Here is a 17,530-nt window from a genome sequence, read left to right as displayed (position 1 = left end):
AACACCACGCCGGGGTTCGGCCACCGGGCCCGCTCACCGCCGGGCGGCCCCCCGGCGGCGGCGTACCGCGTGGTTCGGGCCCGCCCGGCCGCCCACCTCTCGAGCTGTCCGGGATTGGTGTCAGCGAATAGCCGTTCCTCGATGTGTCAGTACCGCTCGACGAGGTGCTCCCGGCCGGCCGGCGGTTCGTACGGCTCCGGCCAGAACTCGGTGATGCGCACGATCGACCCGGCCTCGTCCAGCTGGAAGAAGGTGGTGGCCGGGGTCGGCTCGCCGTCGACGGTGAACGAGGTCCAGCTGGCCGCGGCCGCGCCGGAGCCGACGACGCGGACCACGGCGAGATGCCAGTCGCCCGGGTACTCCCGGTTGAACCGTAGGTAGTCGGCGCGGCCGTGGATCCGCTCCCGGGTCTGCGGCAGCTCGTAGACGACCTCCTCGGTGAGCAGTGCCCCGAACCGCTCCCAGTCCCGGGCCTCGCACGCGGCCCAGTACGCCAATACGGTGTCTTCAGCACTCAACATGCCGCGCAGTGTGCCAACCTGATGCGACAAGATCAGACCTCGAGGAGGGGCCGACTAGTGCGTGACTTCTTGCGTAGAGTTGTGTATAGCTAGCGGATATGGGCGGGCTGTACCGGATTGGCGAGTTCGCGGAGCGCATCGGGCGGTCCGCGAGTACCGTGCGTCGCTGGGAGTCCGAGGGGCGCCTGGTGGCCAAGCGCAGCCGGTCCGGGCAGCGGTACTTCGACGACAGCGACGTTTGGATGGTCCTGCGACCTGGCTTTGCTGAACATGCCGGGTGTCGTCACCGGGCCAAAGGAACGATCTCGCCTCGCAGGTCGCGGCCATGGAGCAGTTCTGCCTTGCTCGTGGATTGGCGGTCGATGAGTGGGTGTCCGAGATCGGTGGCGGTATGAACCTGCGTCGCGAGAAGCTTGTCGCGCTTATAGACGCGGTGGACCGCGGTGAGATCGGCACGATGGTGGTGGCGCACTGGGACCGGCTGGCCAGGTTCGGGTTCGACTTCCTGGAGCATGTCGCGAACCGCAACGGCTGCGAGATCGTCGTGGCGAACCAGGAGTCGCTGTCGCCGCGGCAGGAGCTTGTTGAGGACCTACTGGCGATTGTGCACGCGTTCTCGTGCCGCGTTGACGGTCTGCGCCGTTACGAGAAGGCCCTGAAGGACGAGTTGTCGGGCGGTGGCCGGTGAAGGTCACCCGGATCGCCTACTCGGCTCGCCTCAACCCGGGCAAGTACGCGGCTCTGCTAGAGCAGGCGCGGCGCCTTGGTCGGGTCAGGTCCGAGGTGTGGCAGCGGTTCGGCTGCGTCGCCGGGGCGGGGCTGCGGGACCGGCAGGTCCGCGATCAGTGGCTGGCCGACGGCGACGCACGGCGCTTCGGGGTGCCGGCGAACGCGTGGAAGGAAACCCTCCGCGATGCGATGGCCGACATCGCCGCGAACCGGGAGGCCGCGAAGGTCGCCGTCCGCCGCGCGGTCGCCCGACGCGCTGCCGATCCGGTTCCCCGGAAGCGGTTGTTCTCCTTGGTGAAGGCCGACCGGTGGGCCGAGGACCCCTACCTGTCCCGGCTGATGCGCAGGCACTGGCGGCGAGGCAAGAACCACACCCGTGATCAGATCATCATCCGCGCCGACAAAGTTCGCACCTACCGGCTGACTGACGGCGGGAATGTGTGGCTGGCCGTTCCCGGCCTTGAACCGCGTAAGCCGGTCCTGGTGCCGCTGTCCACGACAGTCGCTCCGTCGGGAACGCTGCGGCTGATCCTGCGCGGCGGCCGGGTCGAGGTCCACTACCAGGTCGACGCCGCGGACCTGCCGTCGTCGCAGCGGCCGTGCGGTGACCGGGAGATCGGTGTCGACAAGGGCTATACCGAAGCGCTGACCGATTCAGACGGTGACCGCCACGGCATCAACCTCGGCGCGCTGCTGACCGCCGAGTCGGACCGACTGAAGGAGCGCAACCGGCGTCGAGCGAAGCTCCGCTCGATCGCGAACAACGCCGCCCTGCGCGGCGACCACGCCAAAGCCGCCCGGATCAAGGCGAACAACCTCGGCACCCTCAAGCGGGACCGGCAAGCCGCCCGGCACCGTGCCCAGATCCGGACGGAAGTCTTCACCGCCGTCCACGCCGTGGTCGACAAGGCCAAGGTCGTCGTGGCCGAAGATCTCACCACAACGTTCGCCGGGCGCAGGAAGCTCGGTAAGAACATGAGCCGGCGCCTCGCCGCGTGGACGAAAGGTGTCACCGCCGAGGCGTTGCAGAATGTGTCGGAGCGCAGAGGTTCTGCGCTCGTGCTGGTCAACGCCGCCTACACGTCACAAGCCTGTCCTCGATGCGGTGGCCTCGGCCGCCGTGACCGGGATCGGCTTCACTGCACCCGGTGCGGGGTCGTGTGGCAGGCGGACCATGCCGCCGCGATCAACGTCCTGCGAAGACACGATGACCCCGACATCACCCTCCACACCACCCACAAACGGGTGAAGGAGATCTTGCAGGCGCGGACCGATCGCCACCGGATCAGACTGCCGATCCAGGACTCCAGCCGGGCTATCGACGGCGGAGAGCGAACCATCCGACCGCACTCACGCCTGCACAGGCGTGAGCAATGAAAAAGGAAGCAGACGTGGGATACGCGGTGGTGCTCGGCGAGGCCCTGGTCGACCTGCTCGACGCCGAGTGCGAGGGGCGGCCCGTCTTCCGGCAGGAGATCGGCGGTGGCCCGCTCAACGTGGCCGTCGGGCTGTCCCGGCTCGGTGGCGCGGCGCAGTTCGTCGGCTCGCTCGGCGACGACGTGCTGGCCGGCCGGATCCGGAGTTTTCTCGACGACGCCGGCGTCGGGTTGACCGGAGCGGTCACCGTGTCGGCGCCCACCAGCCTCGCGGTGACCACCCACGCCGGGCCCGAGCCGGACTTCCGGTTCTACGGCGACCCGCCCTCGTACGGCCTGCTCACCGCCGACGACCTGGACGTCGCGCTGGTCGAGGGCGCCGACGTGCTCTACTGCGGGTCCATTGTGCTGCTCTGCCCGCCGGTGCTCGCCGCCGCCCGCCGGGCCTGGTCGCTCACCACCCGGCTGCGGGTCTTCGACCCCAACGTGCGCCCCCGGCTGCTCGACGGTCCGGCCGCGCTGGCCGGGCTGCGCGAGGTGGTGGTCGAGTTCGCCGCCGGGGCGCACCTGGTGAAGCTCAGCGCCGCCGACGCCGGGCTGCTCTGGCCGGGCGAGCCGGTGGAGGGCGTCGCGGCGTACCTGCGGGAACTGGGCGCCGGGGCCGTCGTGGTCACCCTCGGCGCGGACGGCGCCGTGGTCGCCGCCGGCCCCGATCCGGTACGCGTGCCCGCGCCGAAGGTCCGGGCGGTCGACGCCACCGGCGCCGGCGACTCGGTGATGGCGGCGCTCATCGCGGATCTGCTGGTCGCTGGCGAGCCGGCCGAGCCGACCGGCTGGCACGAGCGGGTGGCGTTCGCGCTGCGGGTCGCCGGCCTGGTCTGCGAGTCGCCGGGCGGCGCGGTCTCCATGCCCACCCGCGCCGAGGTGCTCGAGCGCTTCGCCTCCTGAGTCCGGCGCCCGGCGGCCGGGTCAGGCGGTGCCGTCGAGTTCGGCGTAGCCGCGGCGGGCGGCGGCCAGCCCGGGGCGGGCGCCGAACGGGGAATCGGCGGCCACGCGTTCCGGCGGGGCGGCGGCGGTGTGCGCGGCGCGGATCAGCCAGGCCAGCTCGACCAGCTGGGCGTGCTGGGCCTGGACGAACTCCGCGTCCACCGGGGCGCCGTGCCCGGGCACGACCACCGTCGCGGGCGTGGTCAGCCGCAGCAGCTCGGCCAGCGCGTCCGGCCACCGCAGGGGGTACGAGTCCTCGAAGGCGGGCGGCCCGCCCTGCTCCACCAGGTCTCCGGCGACCAGAACGTCGGCGTCCGGCACGTGCACCACCAGGTCGGCGTCGGTGTGCCCGTGACCCGGGTGACGCAGCACCACCCGGCGGCCCCCGACGTCCAGCACGGTCTCGGTGTGCACGGTGTGGGTCGGGGCCAGCAGCACCGTCTCGGCCAGCTCGGCGGCGAGCTCCGGCCGCTCGTCGCGCATCTCCTCGTACGCCGCCCGGCGCAGCCGGTCCGGCTCGCGCAGCGCGGCGGCGGCCACCTCGTGCGCGTACACCGGGCGTGGCGGGTCGGCGGCGAGGGTGGCGTTGCCGAAGCAGTGGTCGAAGTGGTGGTGGGTGTTGACCACGATCCACGGGTACGGGGTGACCGCCCGGGCCGCCACCGCCAGCTCGGCGGCCTGCCCGGCGGTGGAGAGGGTGTCCACCAGCAGCGCCTCGCCGTCGCCGACCACCAGCGTCACGTTGACGTCGAGCAGCGGCTCGCGCAGCACGTGGACCCGGTCGGCGACCGCCACGAACCGGGCGTTCACGAGGCCCGCGCGGCGCGCTCCACGAAGCGCTGCCGGTCCACCAGCGCCCGCTCCACCCGGCCCTCGGCCACCGTCTCGCCGCCGTCGGTGACCGTCACCTCGAAGGCCAGCCGCCGCCCCTCGACCGCGGCGAGCCGGGCCTGCGCCACCACCGTGCGGCCGACCACCGTCGCCGCCCGGTGCTCCAGCTCGACCCGGGTCCCGACGGTGGTCGACCCGGGCGGCATCCGGGTGGCCGTGGCCGCGACGGTGGCCGCCTCGGCCAGGGCGAGCACCCGGGGCGTGCCGAGCACCGGCACGTCACCGGAGCCCATCGCCTGCGCGGTGTCGGCGTCGGTGACGGTCAGCTCGACCCGGGCGGTCAGCCCGGGCGGGAAGGGGTTCTCCGGCCGCTCCTGCATGGGCCCAGCCTAGATCCTCCGCCGGCGGCCGGGAGGGCGCCGGCGGTGATCCCACCGCCTCGCGCGCCCGCCGGGGAGCGTCCCGGCGGGCCGGTGACGCCCGGTGGGCCGGCGCCTGCGGGACAGCGGGCGGGTGGTCGGCGTCGTCCCTCATGTTTCGCGTCGTTAACCTTGACCGCGATGGCCCTCGTGACTCACCCCCAGCCCCCCGCCCCGACCGGACCCGCCGCCTCGCCGGACGGCGGGCGCCGGCGCGTGATCGCGATGGCCGTCTGGGGCGTCGCCTTCGTCGTCGCCTGGCTCGGCATCGGCCTGCCCACCGACCCGGCGTACGCGTTCCTGTGGATCTGGGCCGGCACCGTCGCCTGGAACTCGTCCCGGCCCTGGCGCAGCCACCTGCGCTTCGCCCGGGACTGGATCCCGGTGGTGCTGCTGCTCGCCGCGTACAACCTCTCCCGGGGCTTCGCCGACAACGGCGCGACCCCGCACGCCATGGAGCTGATCGTCGCCGACCGGACGATGTTCGGCTGGGCCACCGGTGGCGAGGTGCCGACCGTCTGGCTCCAGGAGCACCTCTACGAGCCGCAGGTGCACTGGTGGGACGTGCTGGTCAGCTGGGTCTACTTCTCCCACTTCGTGATGACGCTGGCCGCCGCCGCGGTGCTCTGGCTGCGTGACCGCGGGCGGTGGGCGGCGTACATGCGGCGCTGGGGTTTCCTCTGCGCCGCCGGACTGGTCACCTACTTCCTCTACCCGGCCGCCCCGCCGTGGTGGGCGGCGCAGAACGGCCTGCTCACCGAGGTCGCCCGGATCTCCACCCGGGGCTGGAAGGCGTTCGGCATGCACGGCGCCGGCAACCTGCTCAACGCCGGGCAGATCGCCTCGAACCCGGTCGCCGCGATGCCCTCGCTGCACACCGCCTTCGCCCTCTTCGTGGTGCTGTTCTTCCTGCGGTCCACCCGGCGCCGGTGGTGGCCGCTGCTGCTGGCGTACCCGCTGGCGATGACCTTCACGTTGGTCTACAGCGGCGAGCACTACGTGATCGACGTGCTGGTCGGCTGGGCGTACGTGGGGCTGACGTTCCTGGTGGTCGGGGTCGCCGAGCGTGGCTGGGCGGCGTACCGGGCGCACCGCCGGCCGGCGGAGGACGTGCCGGCCGAGGCCGTCCCGGCCGCGGAGCCCGCCGCGACGGTCCGTCGCTGAGTCGCGCCCGGGGCGGCGGCCGGCCGCCGCCCCGGCGTCAGCGCACGCCGCGCGCGGCGTGCGCCCGGGCGGTCAGCTCCGCCGCGAGGGCCCACGCCTCCGCCAGGTCGCGGTCCTGCGCCGCGGCGCCCGCGCCGCCCGCGGTGTCGGCGTGCACCGTCGCCAGCCGCAGCCGCCGCTGCGCCGGCCCCTGGACCACCCGTACGCTCTGGATCCGGGCGTACGGCACGATCGCCAGCTGTCGGGTGAGCAGCCCGGAGCGGACGGCGAAGACCCGCTCGCCGAGACCGGCGCCGAGCACCCGCACGCTCAGCGGCCCCAGCCAGCGGGCCCGGGCCGGCGGGGGTGTCAACGGCAACCCGGTCAGCCGCACCCCGGGCAGCACCTCGGCGACGATCTCCTCGCCGGTGCGCAGGTCGCCGACGGGGAGCAGCCGGTCCGGCCGGTTCCGGTCGTCCGGCTCGCCGCCGGAGTAGCCGGCCACCTCCAGCCGCAGCCGCAGCCAGCCCTTCATCCGCCAGAGCAGCGGCCAGGTCACCCCGACCGTCTGCACCCGGTCGAACGGCACGGTCTGCACTCGGGTCTCCAGCAGGCCATTGCGGATCCGCAGGCTGTCGTCCTCCCGGGCCAGCCGGAAGCTCCAGTCGTCGAGCACCCGGCGGACCGGTTGCAGGAGCACGCCGGCCATCGCGGTCAGCGTGCTGGCCAACGCGATGAACGACCAGGACCCCTCGGAGAGGAAGTGCACCACGACGAACGCCAGGCCGAACGGGAGCAGGAACGCCTGCGGGGTGAGCAGCTGGCTGACCAGCAGGTCGGAGTTGCGGACCGCGTGCAGCGGCTGGCCGGTGGGCTCCGCCACCGGCCCGGACGGCGCCGTCGGCCCGGTCGGCACGACCGCCGGGGCGATGGTCCGCCCCGGCGCCCGGCCGGCGACGGCGAGCAGCCGCTGCCGCAGCGCGGCCGCGTCGGTCACCCCCAGGTACGCCAGCGGCGCCTCGGTCTTGCCGCCGCCGACCACCTCCAACCGCAGCTCGGCCAAGCCGGTGAGCTGGGCGAGCAGTGGTCGGACCAGCTCCACGGCCTGCAGGCGTTCCAGCGGGATGGCCCGGGTGCGCCGCCAGAGCAGGCCCTCGTGCACCCGCAGTTCCCGCCCCACGATGTGATAGCCGGTGTTCCACCAGCTGATCACCGCCAGCACGGTGGCGCCCAGCGCCAGCACCACCACCATGGCGGCGAACCAGCCGAAGCCGACCCGGGACAGGGTGGACCAGGAGAGCCCGGCGATCACCACGACCAGAGACTTCGCGCCGTGCAGCACCGGGCTGAGCGGGTGCAGCCGTTGCCGGGGCTCGGCACCGGCCGGCCCGGGTGGTGGCGTACCGAAGGGATGGGACGGCCCGGCGTGGCCCGCCGCGTTCGGGTCGGCCGGTGCGGGTTCGCCGGGTTCCGGCCGCTCCGGCGCGGGAGCCGGCTCGGAGCGGGCCGGGTCGGCGCCACGCACGCCGTCGGTCACAGCCCCTCCGCGCGGTCTTCGCCCAGCGCGGTGAGCCGGTCGCGCAGCCGGGACGCCTCCGCCGGGCGCAGCCCGGGCACCCGGGCGTCGCTGGCCGCGGCGGCGGTGTGCAACTGCACCGTCGCGAGGTCGAAGGCCCGCTCCAGCGGCCCGGCGCTGACGTCGACGAACTGCATCCGGGAGTACGGCACGATGGAGAGCCGCCGGACCAGCAGCCCGTGCCGGACCAGCAGGTCGTTCTCGCGTTCGGCGTACCCCCAGGCCCGGACGGCCCGGACGATCGCCACCGCCCGCCAGCCGCCCAGCAGCACGACCACGCCGAGCGCGGCGCCGAAGAGCCAGTGGCCGCTGAACGCCCAGCCCAGCGCCAGCCCGATCAGCACGACGGCCAGCCCCATCGCCAGCCGGAGCAGCTCCACCCAGATCAGGTCGGGCGAGATCGGCTGCCATCGGACGGTGTCCGGCCAGGGTTCCAGCGCACTGACCGGGGCCGGTGGGGGCCCCGCGTGCGTGTCCTCGTTCACCGGGAATTTCCGCTGCGCGCGCTCACTGTTCGAGCGTATGCGATCCGGGCAGGGGAGCGACCTCCCGCAGGAAGCCGCGCGCGCCGAGGAAGTCGCCGAGGGACGTCCGGTGCTCCGGGCAGGCCAGCCAGGTCTTGCGCCGGTCCGGCTCGTGCAGGCGGGGATTGTTCCAGCGCAGCGCCCAGACGGCGGGAGCGCGGCACCCACGGGACGAACAGATGGGAGCCTCGTCGGCGGGGGTGGGGGCAGTCACCCGGGCCAGTCTAGGCCGGGGGTGCCGGAAGGTTGAGCGCCGGGCGGCCACGGGGGGAGCCGCCCGGCGACGGGGTGAATCGTACACGTGGCAGACCCCTTCGTGTCCACCCTCGTTCAGCGATTCGTCGAACAGGACGGCGTGGCCGAATTCGCCTTCTCCCCGCCTCGGCGCTCAGCCGGGCATGGGAGTCTTGATACGCATCACGCCGCGACGACCGATCATGCTGTGGAGGACCGGTGGCCCAGCCGACCACGCCCGACGCCCCGACCCCGAACGGGGCGGCCCTGGACACACCCGCGCCGGTGACCACCCCGGCCGAGGACGCCAGCCTGCTGGAGCGGGCGCTGTTCGAGATCAAACGGGTCATCGTCGGGCAGGACCGGATGGTGGAGCGGATGTTCGTCGCGCTCCTGGCCCGGGGGCACTGCCTGCTGGAGGGCGTCCCCGGGGTGGCCAAGACGCTCGCGGTGGAAACCCTGGCCAAGGTGGTCGGTGGCGACTTCGCCCGGGTGCAGTTCACCCCGGACCTGGTCCCCGCCGACATCATGGGCACCCGGATCTACCGGCAGTCCAGCGAGAAGTTCGACGTCGAGCTGGGCCCCGTCTTCGTCAACTTCCTGCTCGCCGACGAGATCAACCGCGCCCCGGCGAAGGTGCAGTCGGCGCTGCTGGAGGTGATGAGCGAGCGGCAGGTCTCGATCGGCGGCGAGACCCACCGGGTGCCGAACCCGTTCCTGGTGATGGCCACCCAGAACCCGATCGAGCAGGAGGGCGTCTACCCGCTGCCGGAGGCACAGCGCGACCGGTTCCTCATGAAGATCGTGGTCGGCTACCCCACCGACGCCGAGGAGCGCGAGATCGTCTACCGGATGGGCGTGACCGCGCCGGAGCCGGCGCGGGTCTTCACCACCGACGACCTGATCGCCCTGCAGCACAAGGCCGACCAGGTCTTCGTGCACAACGCGCTGGTCGACTACGCGGTCCGGCTGGTGCTGGCCACCCGCGCCCCGGCCGAGCACGGGATGCACGACGTCGCCCGGCTGATCCAGTACGGCGCCAGCCCGCGCGCCTCGCTCGGCCTGGTGCGGGCCACCCGGGCGCTGGCCCTGCTGCGCGGCCGGGACTACGCGCTGCCGCAGGACGTGCAGGACATCGCCCCGGACATCCTGCGGCACCGGCTGGTGCTCAGCTACGACGCGCTCGCCGACGACGTGCCCGCCGACCACGTGGTGCACCGGGTCATGTCGACCATCCCGCTGCCGTCGGTGGCGCCCCGCCAGCAGGCGAGCCCGCCGCCACCGGTCAGCGGCCCGCCCGCGGGCTGGCCCGGGCAGCGGCCGTGACCCCACCCGGACGTCCGGCCGACGCCGGCGGGGAACGTGCCGAGGCGGTGCTGACCCGGTTGCAGCTGCTGGTGACCCGGAAGCTCGACGGGCTGCTCCAGGGGGACTACGCCGGCCTGCTGCCCGGACCGGGCAGCGAGGCGGGGGAGTCCCGCGAGTACCGCCCCGGCGACGACGTACGGCGAATGGACTGGCCGGTGACCGCCCGGACGACCACGCCGCACGTGCGGCGGACGGTGGCCGACCGGGAGCTGGAGACCTGGCTCGCGGTCGACCTCTCCGCCAGCCTGGACTTCGGCACCGGGCGCTGGCTCAAGCGGGAGGTGGTGATCGCCGCCGCGGCCGCGCTCACCCACCTCACGGTGCGCGGCGGCAACCGGATCGGGGCGGTGATCGGCACCGGCCCCGAGGTCGCCGCGCCGGCCGGCCGGTGGCGCTCCGCCCCGCCGCCGGCCGGACCGGGGGTGCTGACCCGGGTGCCGGCCCGCTCCGGCCGCCGGGAGGCGCAGGGCCTGCTGCGGGCCCTCGCCGGCACCCCGGTCCGGCCCGGCCGCAGCGACCTCGGCGCGCTGGTCGACGCACTCAACCGGCCGCCGCGCCGCCGGGGCCTGGCGGTGGTGATCTCGGACTTCCTCGCGCCGCCGGAGCAGTGGGGTCGGCCGCTGCGTAAGCTGCGGGTCCGGCACGACGTGCTGGCGATCGAGGTGGTCGATCCGCGCGAGCTGGAGCTGCCGGACGTGGGGGTGCTGCCGGTGGTCGACCCGGAGACCGGGGAGCTGCACGAGGTGCAGACCGCCGATCCCCGGCTGCGCCAGCGGTACGCCGACGCGGCCGCCGCCCAGCGCGGGGCGATCGCCGCCGAGCTGCGCGCCGCCGGCGCGGGGCACCTGAGCCTGCGTACCGACCGAGACTGGCTGCTGGACATGGTGCGATTCGTGGCCGCCCAGCGGCACGCCCGCACCCGGGGGACGACGCGATGATCCGTTTTCTGCAACCGTGGTGGCTGCTGGCCCTGCTGCCGGTGCTCGCCCTCGCCGCCCTCTACGTGTGGCGGCAGCGAAACCGCCGGGCGTACGCGATGCGGTTCACCAACGTCGACCTGCTGCGCACCGTGGCGCCGAAGGGGCTGGGCTGGCGGCGGCACGCGGCGGCCACCGCGTTCCTGCTCGCCCTGGTGGCGCTCGCCACCGGAATGGCCCGGCCGGCGGTCGACACCAAGGAGCCGCTCGAACGCGCCACCGTCATGCTCGCCATCGACGTGTCACTGTCCATGCAGGCCGACGACGTGGCGCCGAACCGGTTGGAGGCCGCCCAGGAGGCGGCCAAGCAGTTCGTCGGCGAGCTGCCGGCCAGCTACAACCTGGGGCTGGTCTCCTTCGCGAAGGCGGCGAACGTGCTGGTGGCGCCGACCAAGGACCGCGACGCGGTGACCGCGGCGATCGACGGGCTGACGCTGGCCGAGGCGACCGCCACCGGCGAGGCCGTCTTCACCTGCCTGGAGGCGATCCGTTCGGTCCCGGCCGATGGCGCCGCCGGCATCCCGCCGGCCCGGATCGTGCTGCTCTCCGACGGCTACCGCACCTCGGGGCGGTCGGTGGAGGAGGCCGCGGCGGGGGCGCAGGCGGCCAACGTGCCGGTCTCCACCATCGCCTTCGGCACCGACTCCGGCCAGGTGGACATCGGCGGCCAGCTCCAGCGGGTGCCGGTGGACCGGCTGGCGCTGGCGCAGCTGGCCGAGACCACCGAGGGCTACTTCTACGAGGCCGCCTCGGTCTCCGAGCTCAAGCAGGTCTACCAGGACATGGGCAGCTCGATCGGGTTCCGGACCGAGCCGCGGGAGGTGACCCAGTGGTACGCCGGGGTGGCGCTGCTGTTCGCGCTCTGCGCCGGCGGGCTGAGCCTGCTCTGGACGTCCCGGATGCTCTGAGCGAGCGAGCGAGCGAGCGAGCGAGCGAGCGGGCCGGGCGGGCGGGTCGGGCCGGCGGTGGCCGGGCGGCCGGCGGTGGTCAGTGACCGCCGCCGGCCAGCACGAACAGGACGGCCACCCAGACGGCGGCGAGGGTGAAGCCCAGCGGGGCGACGTAACGGCTCATGGAAGGCTCCGGTGGCGGCAGGACGATCCGCATGCGGGGCGGACCGCAGGGGTTGATCAGGGCGCGCACACGAAGTCGTGACCGGGGTGCTCCACCGCGGCTCGTCCCGGCAGGGGACGGCAGGAACCGGCCACCCCGGCGGCGGGCCGGGGGTGTGACGGTGCGGGGAGCGGGAGCTGGGTCAGCTCGACCGACTGAGTCGTAGCTCAGCGGGGCTGACGGTCGGCCCGGCCACGACTGGGAGGATCGCTATCTCGCACAGCGATCACCTCCTGCGGTCGGCGGGGCCCGGAACGCGGGCCGCACACCGGCCCGCAGACGCGGATCATCGTACAACGGGGACGCGCGGGACGCGCACTGGGCCGAGTGGCCATGCCGCCCGGGCCGCAGGGCCAGCCGGAACCGTTCCCGACCCCGGCTGCGGAGCGCCCGCCGGGCACGGGAGACCGGGAGGTGGCCTGACCGGCGTTAGCGCTTACCTGCCGGTAACGCCTAGGCTCCGAGCCGACCGAGAGATCAGCTGAGCAGAGGGGGAGCCGTGGCCCGTACCGTGCTGGTGACCGGCGGCAACCGGGGGATCGGACTGGCCATCGCGCAGGCCTTCGCCAAGCAGGGCGACCGGGTGGCGGTGACCCACCGCAGCGGCGCGGCCCCGGAGGGCCTGTTCGGGGTGCGGTGCGACGTCACCGACTCCGCCTCCGTCGACGCCGCCTTCACGGCGATCGAGGCCGAGCTGGGCCCGGTCGAGGTGCTCGTCGCCAACGCCGGCATCACCGACGACACGCTGCTGATGCGGATGTCCGAGGAGCAGTTCACCGGGGTGCTCGACACCAACCTCACCGGCGCGTTCCGGTGCGCCAAGCGGGCCTCGTCGAAGATGCTCCGGGCGAAGTGGGGCCGGATGATCTTCATCTCCTCGGTGGTCGGCCTCTACGGCGGCGCCGGCCAGGTCAACTACGCGGCCAGCAAGGCCGGCCTGGTGGGCGTGGCCCGCTCGATCACCCGCGAGCTGGGCAGCCGCAACATCACCGCCAACGTGGTGGCGCCGGGCTTCATCGACACCGACATGACGGCCGCGCTGCCCGAGGAGCGCCGCACCGAGTACCGCAAGGCCATCCCGGCCGGCCGGTTCGCCGAACCGGACGAGGTCGCGGGCGTGGTCACCTGGCTGGCCTCCGACGGGGCCGGCTACATCTCCGGCGCCGTCATCCCGGTCGACGGCGGCCTGGGCATGGGTCACTGAGAAACTGACGGAGGAACCTGCACATGTCCGGACTGCTCGCCGGTAAGCGGCTGCTGGTCACCGGCGTCATCACCGACGCCTCGATCGCCTTCTCGGTGGCGAAGCTCGCCCAGGAGAACGGCGCCCAGGTCGTGCTCACCGGCTACGGCCGGCTCTCCCTGGTCGAGCGGATCGCCAAGCGGCTGCCCGAGCCGGCGCCGGTGATCGAGCTGGACGTCACGAACCCGGAGCACCTCGCCGGCCTCGCCGACAAGGTGCGCGAGCACGTCGACGGCCTCGACGGGGTGGTGCACTCGATCGGCTTCGCCCCGCAGAGCTGCCTCGGCGGCGGCTTCCTCGACGCCCCCTGGGAGGACGTCGCCACCGCGCTGCAGGTCTCCACGTACTCGTACAAGTCGCTGGCCATGGCGGCGCTGCCGCTGATGTCCGCGGGCGGCGCGGTGGTCGGCCTCACCTTCGACGCCACCAAGGCCTGGCCGGTCTACGACTGGATGGGCGTGGCCAAGGCCGGGCTGGAGTCCGCCTCCCGCTACCTGGCGCTGCACCTGGGCAAGCAGGGCATCCGCAGCAACCTGGTCGCCGCCGGGCCGCTGCGCACCATCGCCGCCAAGTCGATTCCCGGCTTCGACCAGTTCGAGGACGCCTGGACCGAGCGCGCCCCGCTCGGGTGGAGCCTGACCGACCAGGAGCCGGCCGCCCGCGCCTGCCTGGCCCTGCTCTCCGACTGGTTCCCGGCCACCACCGGCGAGATCGTCCACGTCGATGGCGGTTACCACGCGATCGGCGCCTGAGACAGGACCGAAATCTACTGGTCCAGGGGGCGTCGCGGGGCTGTCACGGCAGTCGGGGGAGAATGGGCCCATGGCGTACGACGCATTGGTGCTGGTCTCCTTCGGCGGCCCGGAGCGGCCGGAGGACGTCCTGCCCTTCCTGCAGAACGTGACCCGGGGACGGGGCGTGCCGCCCGAGCGGCTCGCCGAGGTCGCCGAGCACTACCTGCGCTTCGGCGGCGTCTCCCCGATCAACCAGCAGTGCCGGGAGCTGCTCGCCGCGATCCGCGAGGACTTCGCGGCGCACGGCGTGGACCTGCCGGTCTACTGGGGCAACCGGAACTGGGACCCGATGCTCGCCGACACCGTGGCGCGGATGCGCGACGACGGGGTGCGGCGGGCGCTGGCCTTCGTCACCAGCGCGTACGGCGGCTACTCCTCCTGCCGGCAGTACCAGGAGGACATCGCCGCGGCCCGGGCCGCGGTCGGCCCGGACGCCCCGGTGATCGAGAAGCTGCGCCAGTTCTGGGACCACCCCGGCTTCGTCGAGCCGCACGCCGACGCGGTGAAGTCCGCGCTGGCCCAGCTCGACCCGGCGAAGCGGGACAGCACCCGGATGGTCTTCACCGCGCACTCCATCCCCGTCTCGGCGGCGGCCACCGCCGGCCCGCACGGTGGCCGGTACACCGCCCAGCTGGCGGAGACCGCCCGGCTGGTGCACGCCGCCGCCGCACCCGACCTGCCGTACGAGCTGGTCTGGCAGAGCCGCTCCGGCCCGCCGCAGGTGCCGTGGCTGGAGCCGGACATCAACGACCACCTGACCGCCCTCGCCGAGCAGGGCGTCACCGGCGTGGTGGTCAGCCCGATCGGCTTCGTCTCCGACCACCTGGAGGTGGTCTGGGACCTCGACACCGAGGCGTCGGAGACGGCCAAGCAGCTCGGCCTGGACTTCGTCCGGGCTGGCACCCCCGGCACCGACCCGCGGTTCGTGGGAATGGTGCGGGAGCTGGTGACCGAACGCACCGCGCCGGACGGTCAGCGGCCGCCCCGCCGTCTCGGCGAGCTGCCGACGTGGGACACCTGCCCCACGCTGTGCTGCGTGCCGGCCGCCCGCCGGCCCTGAGCCCGAACGCCCCCCGACACCCCCTTGGGACGAGAAGATGCATGACCGCAAGCCGGTGCAGAGCTGGCTCACCGACATGGACGGCGTGCTGGTGCACGAGGGCCAGCCGGTGCCGGGCGCCCCGGAGTTCATCAAGCGGCTGCGTGCCTCCGGCAAGCCGTTCCTGGTGCTCACCAACAACTCCATCTACACCCCGCGTGACCTCCAGGCCCGGCTCGTCCGGATGGGACTGGACGTGCCGGAGGAGGCGATCTGGTCGTCCGCGCTGGCCACCGCGCAGTTCCTCGCCGACCAGCGGCCGGGCGGCACGGCGTACGCGATCGGGGAGGCCGGGCTGACCACCGCGCTGCACGCGGTGGGGTACGTGCTGACCGACTTCGCCCCCGACTACGTGGTGCTGGGGGAGACCCGCACCTACAGCTTCGAGGCGATCACCAAGGCGGTCCGGCTGATCAACGACGGGGCCCGGTTCATCTGCACCAACCCGGACGTGACCGGCCCGTCGGTGGAGGGCGCCCTGCCCGCCGCCGGCTCGGTCGCCGCGATGATCTCCAAGGCGACCGGGGTCGAGCCGTACTTCGTCGGCAAACCCAACCCGATGATGATGCGCTCGGCGTTGAACACGATCGAGGCGCACTCGGAGACCACCGCGATGATCGGCGACCGGATGGACACCGACATCCTCTGCGGCCTGGAGGCCGGGCTGGAGACGATCCTGGTGCTCACCGGGATCAGCACCCGCGCCGAGGCGGAGCGCTACCCGTACCGGCCGTCGCGGATCGTCAACTCGGTCCTGGACCTGATCGACGAGATCTGACCGCCCTCAGGGGCGCAGCGGGGCGTTGCAGGCGGCCACCAGGGCCTGCCGGCAGGCCCTGGTGAGCGGGCGCAGCGCGGCGTCCCGCTGCTCGGCCTCGTAGTTGTTGATCGCTCCGCCCGGCGCGCTGTGCCCGGCCAGGGCCAGCACCCGGTCCAGCACGGCGGCCCGGGCGAAGAGCCGGCGGGCCCGGGGGTCGAAGCCCGGCGGCAGGTCGGTGGCGCCGCCCGGGCGGCGCAGTGCGGCCAGTGCGCCGGCCAGCTCGGGCCGCCACTGGGCCACGTCGAGGCGGGTCAGCGCGGCGGTCGTCTGGGCGAGGGCCGCCGCCAGCTCGGCCTCCGCCTCGGCCGCACCGGGCGAGGTCAGCGACGCGGCGGGCGCGGCCACCGGCAGTGGGTAGCACCGCCACAGCACGGTCTCCCAGGTCATCCCGGAACCGGAGGTGTGGGTGCGGACCTCGGGGATCAGCCCGAGCGTGCCGGCGACGACCGCCTCCCCGGCGAGCAGTGCGGCGCCGGTGAAGGCACCCGGGCCGGGCAGCCCGCGCGGATCGCCGGGCGCGGGCAGCACCAGGCGGATCTCGTCGGGGGAGAGCTTGGCCAGGGCGGGCAGCGCGTCCCGCAGCGGCACGTCGGTCCAGGCGCCGGGGGCGTCGGCGACCAGGTGCTCCTCGTCGCCGGCGATCTCCTCGGCGACCTCGTCGAAGGGCACCAGGCCGGCGCGCCACGCGCGCACCCAGGCAACCAACCGGCTCGACCGGCGCGGGGCCAGGGTGGCCGCGCCCGCTGCGGGGGAGGACATGCGGAAAGGGTACGTGGTCCCCGCCGGCCCTGTCTCGACTGCCGCTCCGGCCGCGCGCCCTGCCCCGAACTGCCCCGTTCGCCCCTTGCCGCCCGGTGGATCGGCGCGTCGTACCGTTCGGCCGGTCGGCGTCGGCGGCGCGTCGGCGGGCGGCGCGCCGGGGTCGGCGCTAGCGTGATCGACATGGGGCGGCGATACGGCGAGGACGTGCTGGCCGGGAACTGGCGGCGGCGGAAGGTCACCCCCGAGGTGGACGCCGAGCCGGACCTGGTCGTCGAGGACGCCGACTCCGGTTTCTGCGGCGCGGTGGTCGGGTTCGAGTCCGGCGCGGTGGTGCTGGAGGACCGGCACGGCCGGCGACGCAACTTCCCGCTGCTGCCGGCGGCGTTCCTGCTCGACGGTCGGCCGGTGACCCTGCGCCGGCCGGTACGCGCCCCGGTGCCGGAGGCCCGCCGGCGTACCGCCTCGGGCTCGATCGCGGTGGAGAACGTGCACGCGCAGGTGGCCAAGGCCAGCCGGATCTGGGTCGAGGGCGTGCACGACGCCGCCCTGGTCGAACGGATCTGGGGTGACGACCTGCGCGTCGAGGGCGTGGTGGTGGAGCCGCTGGACGGCATCGACGCCCTCGACGCCGAGGTACGCGACTTCGCCCCCGGGCCGGGCCGGCGGCTGGGGGTGCTCGTCGACCACCTGGTGCCCGGCTCCAAGGAGAGCCGGATCGTGGCGCGGGTGACCTCACCGCACGTGCTGGTCACCGGGCACCCGTACGTGGACGTCTGGCAGGCGGTGAAGCCGAAGGCGCTGGGCATCGCGGCCTGGCCGGTGGTGCCCCCGGGACGGCCGTGGAAGGAGGGCGTCTGCGCGGCGCTCGGGGTGGCCGAGCCGGCGGACATGTGGCGGCACATCCTCTCCCGGGTGGACAGCTTCGCCGACGTGGAGACGCCGCTGATCAACGCGATGGAACGCCTGATCGACTTCGTCACCGAACCGGCCTGAGCCGGTCGTCCCCGGCGGCCG

The 17,530-nt window shown here is 73.9% G+C and carries 18 protein-coding genes and 1 pseudogene; 12 read left to right on the top strand and 7 right to left on the bottom strand.

Annotation, left to right across the window (positions count from 1 at the left end):
* Positions 1-146: 146 nt before the first annotated feature.
* Entirely contained in the window at positions 147-521 is a 375-nt protein-coding gene (locus ACLQ2U_RS25575) for a nuclear transport factor 2 family protein (RefSeq protein ID WP_425753344.1), read from the bottom strand.
* A gap of 98 nt (positions 522-619) precedes the next feature.
* On the opposite strand from ACLQ2U_RS25575, the pseudogene ACLQ2U_RS25570 reads away from it, so the two are divergent.
* From ACLQ2U_RS25570 to ACLQ2U_RS25560, 3 genes and pseudogenes are all read left to right on the top strand, one after another.
* Positions 620-1,209, top strand: a pseudogene (locus ACLQ2U_RS25570) (IS607 family transposase).
* The gene (locus ACLQ2U_RS25565; RefSeq protein WP_425753342.1) at positions 1,206-2,627 is read left to right on the top strand and encodes an RNA-guided endonuclease TnpB family protein; all 1,422 of its coding nucleotides are present in this window, start codon (positions 1,206-1,208) and stop codon (positions 2,625-2,627) included. Before ACLQ2U_RS25570 ends, ACLQ2U_RS25565 begins: the two are co-directional and overlap by 4 nt.
* Before the next feature lie 14 nt (positions 2,628-2,641).
* Positions 2,642-3,574 carry a carbohydrate kinase family protein gene (locus ACLQ2U_RS25560; protein ID WP_425753340.1) on the top strand — a complete coding sequence of 311 codons (933 nt, stop codon included), beginning with the start codon at positions 2,642-2,644 and terminating at the stop codon, positions 3,572-3,574.
* Positions 3,575-3,595: 21 nt separating this feature from the next.
* Here the strand turns inward: ACLQ2U_RS25560 and ACLQ2U_RS25555 are convergent, their stop codons facing one another.
* Together ACLQ2U_RS25555 and ACLQ2U_RS25550 are read right to left on the bottom strand one after the other, a co-directional pair.
* The gene (locus ACLQ2U_RS25555) at positions 3,596-4,423 is read right to left on the bottom strand and encodes an MBL fold metallo-hydrolase (RefSeq protein ID WP_425753338.1); all 828 of its coding nucleotides are present in this window, start codon (positions 4,421-4,423) and stop codon (positions 3,596-3,598) included.
* Entirely contained in the window at positions 4,420-4,824 is a 405-nt protein-coding gene (locus ACLQ2U_RS25550) for a thioesterase family protein (RefSeq protein WP_425753336.1), read from the bottom strand. Before ACLQ2U_RS25550 ends, ACLQ2U_RS25555 begins: the two co-directional genes overlap by 4 nt.
* Positions 4,825-5,004: 180 nt before the next feature.
* Between ACLQ2U_RS25550 and ACLQ2U_RS25545 the strand changes: the two genes are divergently transcribed.
* Positions 5,005-6,027 carry a phosphatase PAP2 family protein gene (locus ACLQ2U_RS25545; RefSeq protein WP_425753334.1) on the top strand — a complete coding sequence of 341 codons (1,023 nt, stop codon included), beginning with the start codon at positions 5,005-5,007 and terminating at the stop codon, positions 6,025-6,027.
* Between the two features lie 37 nt (positions 6,028-6,064).
* On the opposite strand, the gene ACLQ2U_RS25540 is transcribed toward ACLQ2U_RS25545, so the two are convergent.
* From ACLQ2U_RS25540 to ACLQ2U_RS25530, 3 genes are read right to left on the bottom strand one after another with little or no spacing between them, the layout of a single operon-like run.
* Positions 6,065-7,543 carry a PH domain-containing protein gene (locus ACLQ2U_RS25540; protein WP_425753332.1) on the bottom strand — a complete coding sequence of 493 codons (1,479 nt, stop codon included), beginning with the start codon at positions 7,541-7,543 and terminating at the stop codon, positions 6,065-6,067.
* Complete coding sequence (locus ACLQ2U_RS25535; protein WP_425753329.1) at positions 7,540-8,067, bottom strand: PH domain-containing protein; 528 nt, start codon at positions 8,065-8,067, stop codon at positions 7,540-7,542. The genes ACLQ2U_RS25540 and ACLQ2U_RS25535 overlap by 4 nt, the downstream gene beginning before the upstream one ends.
* 22 nt (positions 8,068-8,089) lie before the next feature.
* Positions 8,090-8,320 carry a hypothetical protein gene (locus ACLQ2U_RS25530; RefSeq protein ID WP_425753325.1) on the bottom strand — a complete coding sequence of 77 codons (231 nt, stop codon included), beginning with the start codon at positions 8,318-8,320 and terminating at the stop codon, positions 8,090-8,092.
* 239 nt (positions 8,321-8,559) lie between these two features.
* Between ACLQ2U_RS25530 and ACLQ2U_RS25525 the strand changes: the two genes are divergently transcribed.
* The 7 genes from ACLQ2U_RS25525 (at position 8,560) to ACLQ2U_RS25495 (ending at position 15,712) form a co-directional block, all read left to right on the top strand.
* A complete protein-coding gene (locus tag ACLQ2U_RS25525) occupies positions 8,560-9,666 on the top strand; it encodes an AAA family ATPase (RefSeq protein WP_425753324.1) in 1,107 nt (368 codons plus the stop codon).
* On the top strand, positions 9,645-10,646 hold the full coding sequence (locus tag ACLQ2U_RS25520) for a DUF58 domain-containing protein (protein WP_425753360.1): 1,002 nt from the start codon (positions 9,645-9,647) through the stop codon (positions 10,644-10,646). The genes ACLQ2U_RS25525 and ACLQ2U_RS25520 overlap by 22 nt, the downstream gene beginning before the upstream one ends.
* Positions 10,643-11,593: a VWA domain-containing protein gene (locus tag ACLQ2U_RS25515; RefSeq protein ID WP_425753322.1), complete on the top strand. Its 951-nt coding sequence runs from the start codon at positions 10,643-10,645 to the stop codon at positions 11,591-11,593. Before ACLQ2U_RS25520 ends, ACLQ2U_RS25515 begins: the two co-directional genes overlap by 4 nt.
* A 704-nt stretch (positions 11,594-12,297) precedes the next feature.
* Positions 12,298-13,002: a 3-oxoacyl-ACP reductase FabG gene (fabG, locus tag ACLQ2U_RS25510; RefSeq protein WP_425753320.1), complete on the top strand. Its 705-nt coding sequence runs from the start codon at positions 12,298-12,300 to the stop codon at positions 13,000-13,002.
* 23 nt (positions 13,003-13,025) lie between these two features.
* Entirely contained in the window at positions 13,026-13,793 is a 768-nt protein-coding gene (fabI, locus tag ACLQ2U_RS25505; protein WP_088961315.1) for an enoyl-ACP reductase FabI, read from the top strand.
* A 70-nt stretch (positions 13,794-13,863) separates the two neighbouring features.
* Positions 13,864-14,895 carry a ferrochelatase gene (locus tag ACLQ2U_RS25500; RefSeq protein WP_425753318.1) on the top strand — a complete coding sequence of 344 codons (1,032 nt, stop codon included), beginning with the start codon at positions 13,864-13,866 and terminating at the stop codon, positions 14,893-14,895.
* Positions 14,896-14,932: 37 nt separating this feature from the next.
* Positions 14,933-15,712 (top strand): HAD-IIA family hydrolase, encoded by a 780-nt coding sequence (locus ACLQ2U_RS25495; protein ID WP_425753316.1) that lies wholly within the window; start codon positions 14,933-14,935, stop codon positions 15,710-15,712.
* A gap of 6 nt (positions 15,713-15,718) precedes the next feature.
* On the opposite strand, the gene ACLQ2U_RS25490 is transcribed toward ACLQ2U_RS25495, so the two are convergent.
* Complete coding sequence (locus tag ACLQ2U_RS25490) at positions 15,719-16,513, bottom strand: hypothetical protein (protein WP_425753314.1); 795 nt, start codon at positions 16,511-16,513, stop codon at positions 15,719-15,721.
* A 183-nt stretch (positions 16,514-16,696) separates the two neighbouring features.
* Here ACLQ2U_RS25490 and ACLQ2U_RS25485 point away from each other — a divergent pair, with 183 nt between their 5' ends.
* A complete protein-coding gene (locus ACLQ2U_RS25485) occupies positions 16,697-17,509 on the top strand; it encodes a DUF3097 domain-containing protein (RefSeq protein ID WP_425753313.1) in 813 nt (270 codons plus the stop codon).
* Positions 17,510-17,530 lie beyond the last annotated feature (21 nt).

This window comes from Micromonospora sp. DT47, from assembly GCF_049844475.1.
Taxonomy (GTDB): domain Bacteria; phylum Actinomycetota; class Actinomycetes; order Mycobacteriales; family Micromonosporaceae; genus Micromonospora.
Note: the sequence above shows the minus strand (reverse complement) of the source record. Positions and strands in the feature narration are given on the sequence as shown.

Bases quoted from the DNA above. Each gene is read 5' to 3' on its own strand.
- fabI (WP_088961315.1), top strand. From the start codon at position 13,026: ATGTCCGGACTGCTCGCCGGTAAGCGGCTGCTGGTCACCGGCGTCATC.
- ACLQ2U_RS25515 (WP_425753322.1), top strand. From the start codon at position 10,643: ATGATCCGTTTTCTGCAACCGTGGTGGCTGCTGGCCCTGCTGCCGGTG.
- ACLQ2U_RS25575 (WP_425753344.1), bottom strand. From the start codon at position 521: ATGTTGAGTGCTGAAGACACCGTATTGGCGTACTGGGCCGCGTGCGAG.
- ACLQ2U_RS25500 (WP_425753318.1), top strand. From the start codon at position 13,864: ATGGCGTACGACGCATTGGTGCTGGTCTCCTTCGGCGGCCCGGAGCGG.
- ACLQ2U_RS25490 (WP_425753314.1), bottom strand. From the start codon at position 16,513: ATGTCCTCCCCCGCAGCGGGCGCGGCCACCCTGGCCCCGCGCCGGTCG.
- ACLQ2U_RS25550 (WP_425753336.1), bottom strand. From the start codon at position 4,824: ATGCAGGAGCGGCCGGAGAACCCCTTCCCGCCCGGGCTGACCGCCCGG.
- ACLQ2U_RS25485 (WP_425753313.1), top strand. From the start codon at position 16,697: ATGGGGCGGCGATACGGCGAGGACGTGCTGGCCGGGAACTGGCGGCGG.
- ACLQ2U_RS25545 (WP_425753334.1), top strand. From the start codon at position 5,005: ATGGCCCTCGTGACTCACCCCCAGCCCCCCGCCCCGACCGGACCCGCC.
- ACLQ2U_RS25495 (WP_425753316.1), top strand. From the start codon at position 14,933: ATGCATGACCGCAAGCCGGTGCAGAGCTGGCTCACCGACATGGACGGC.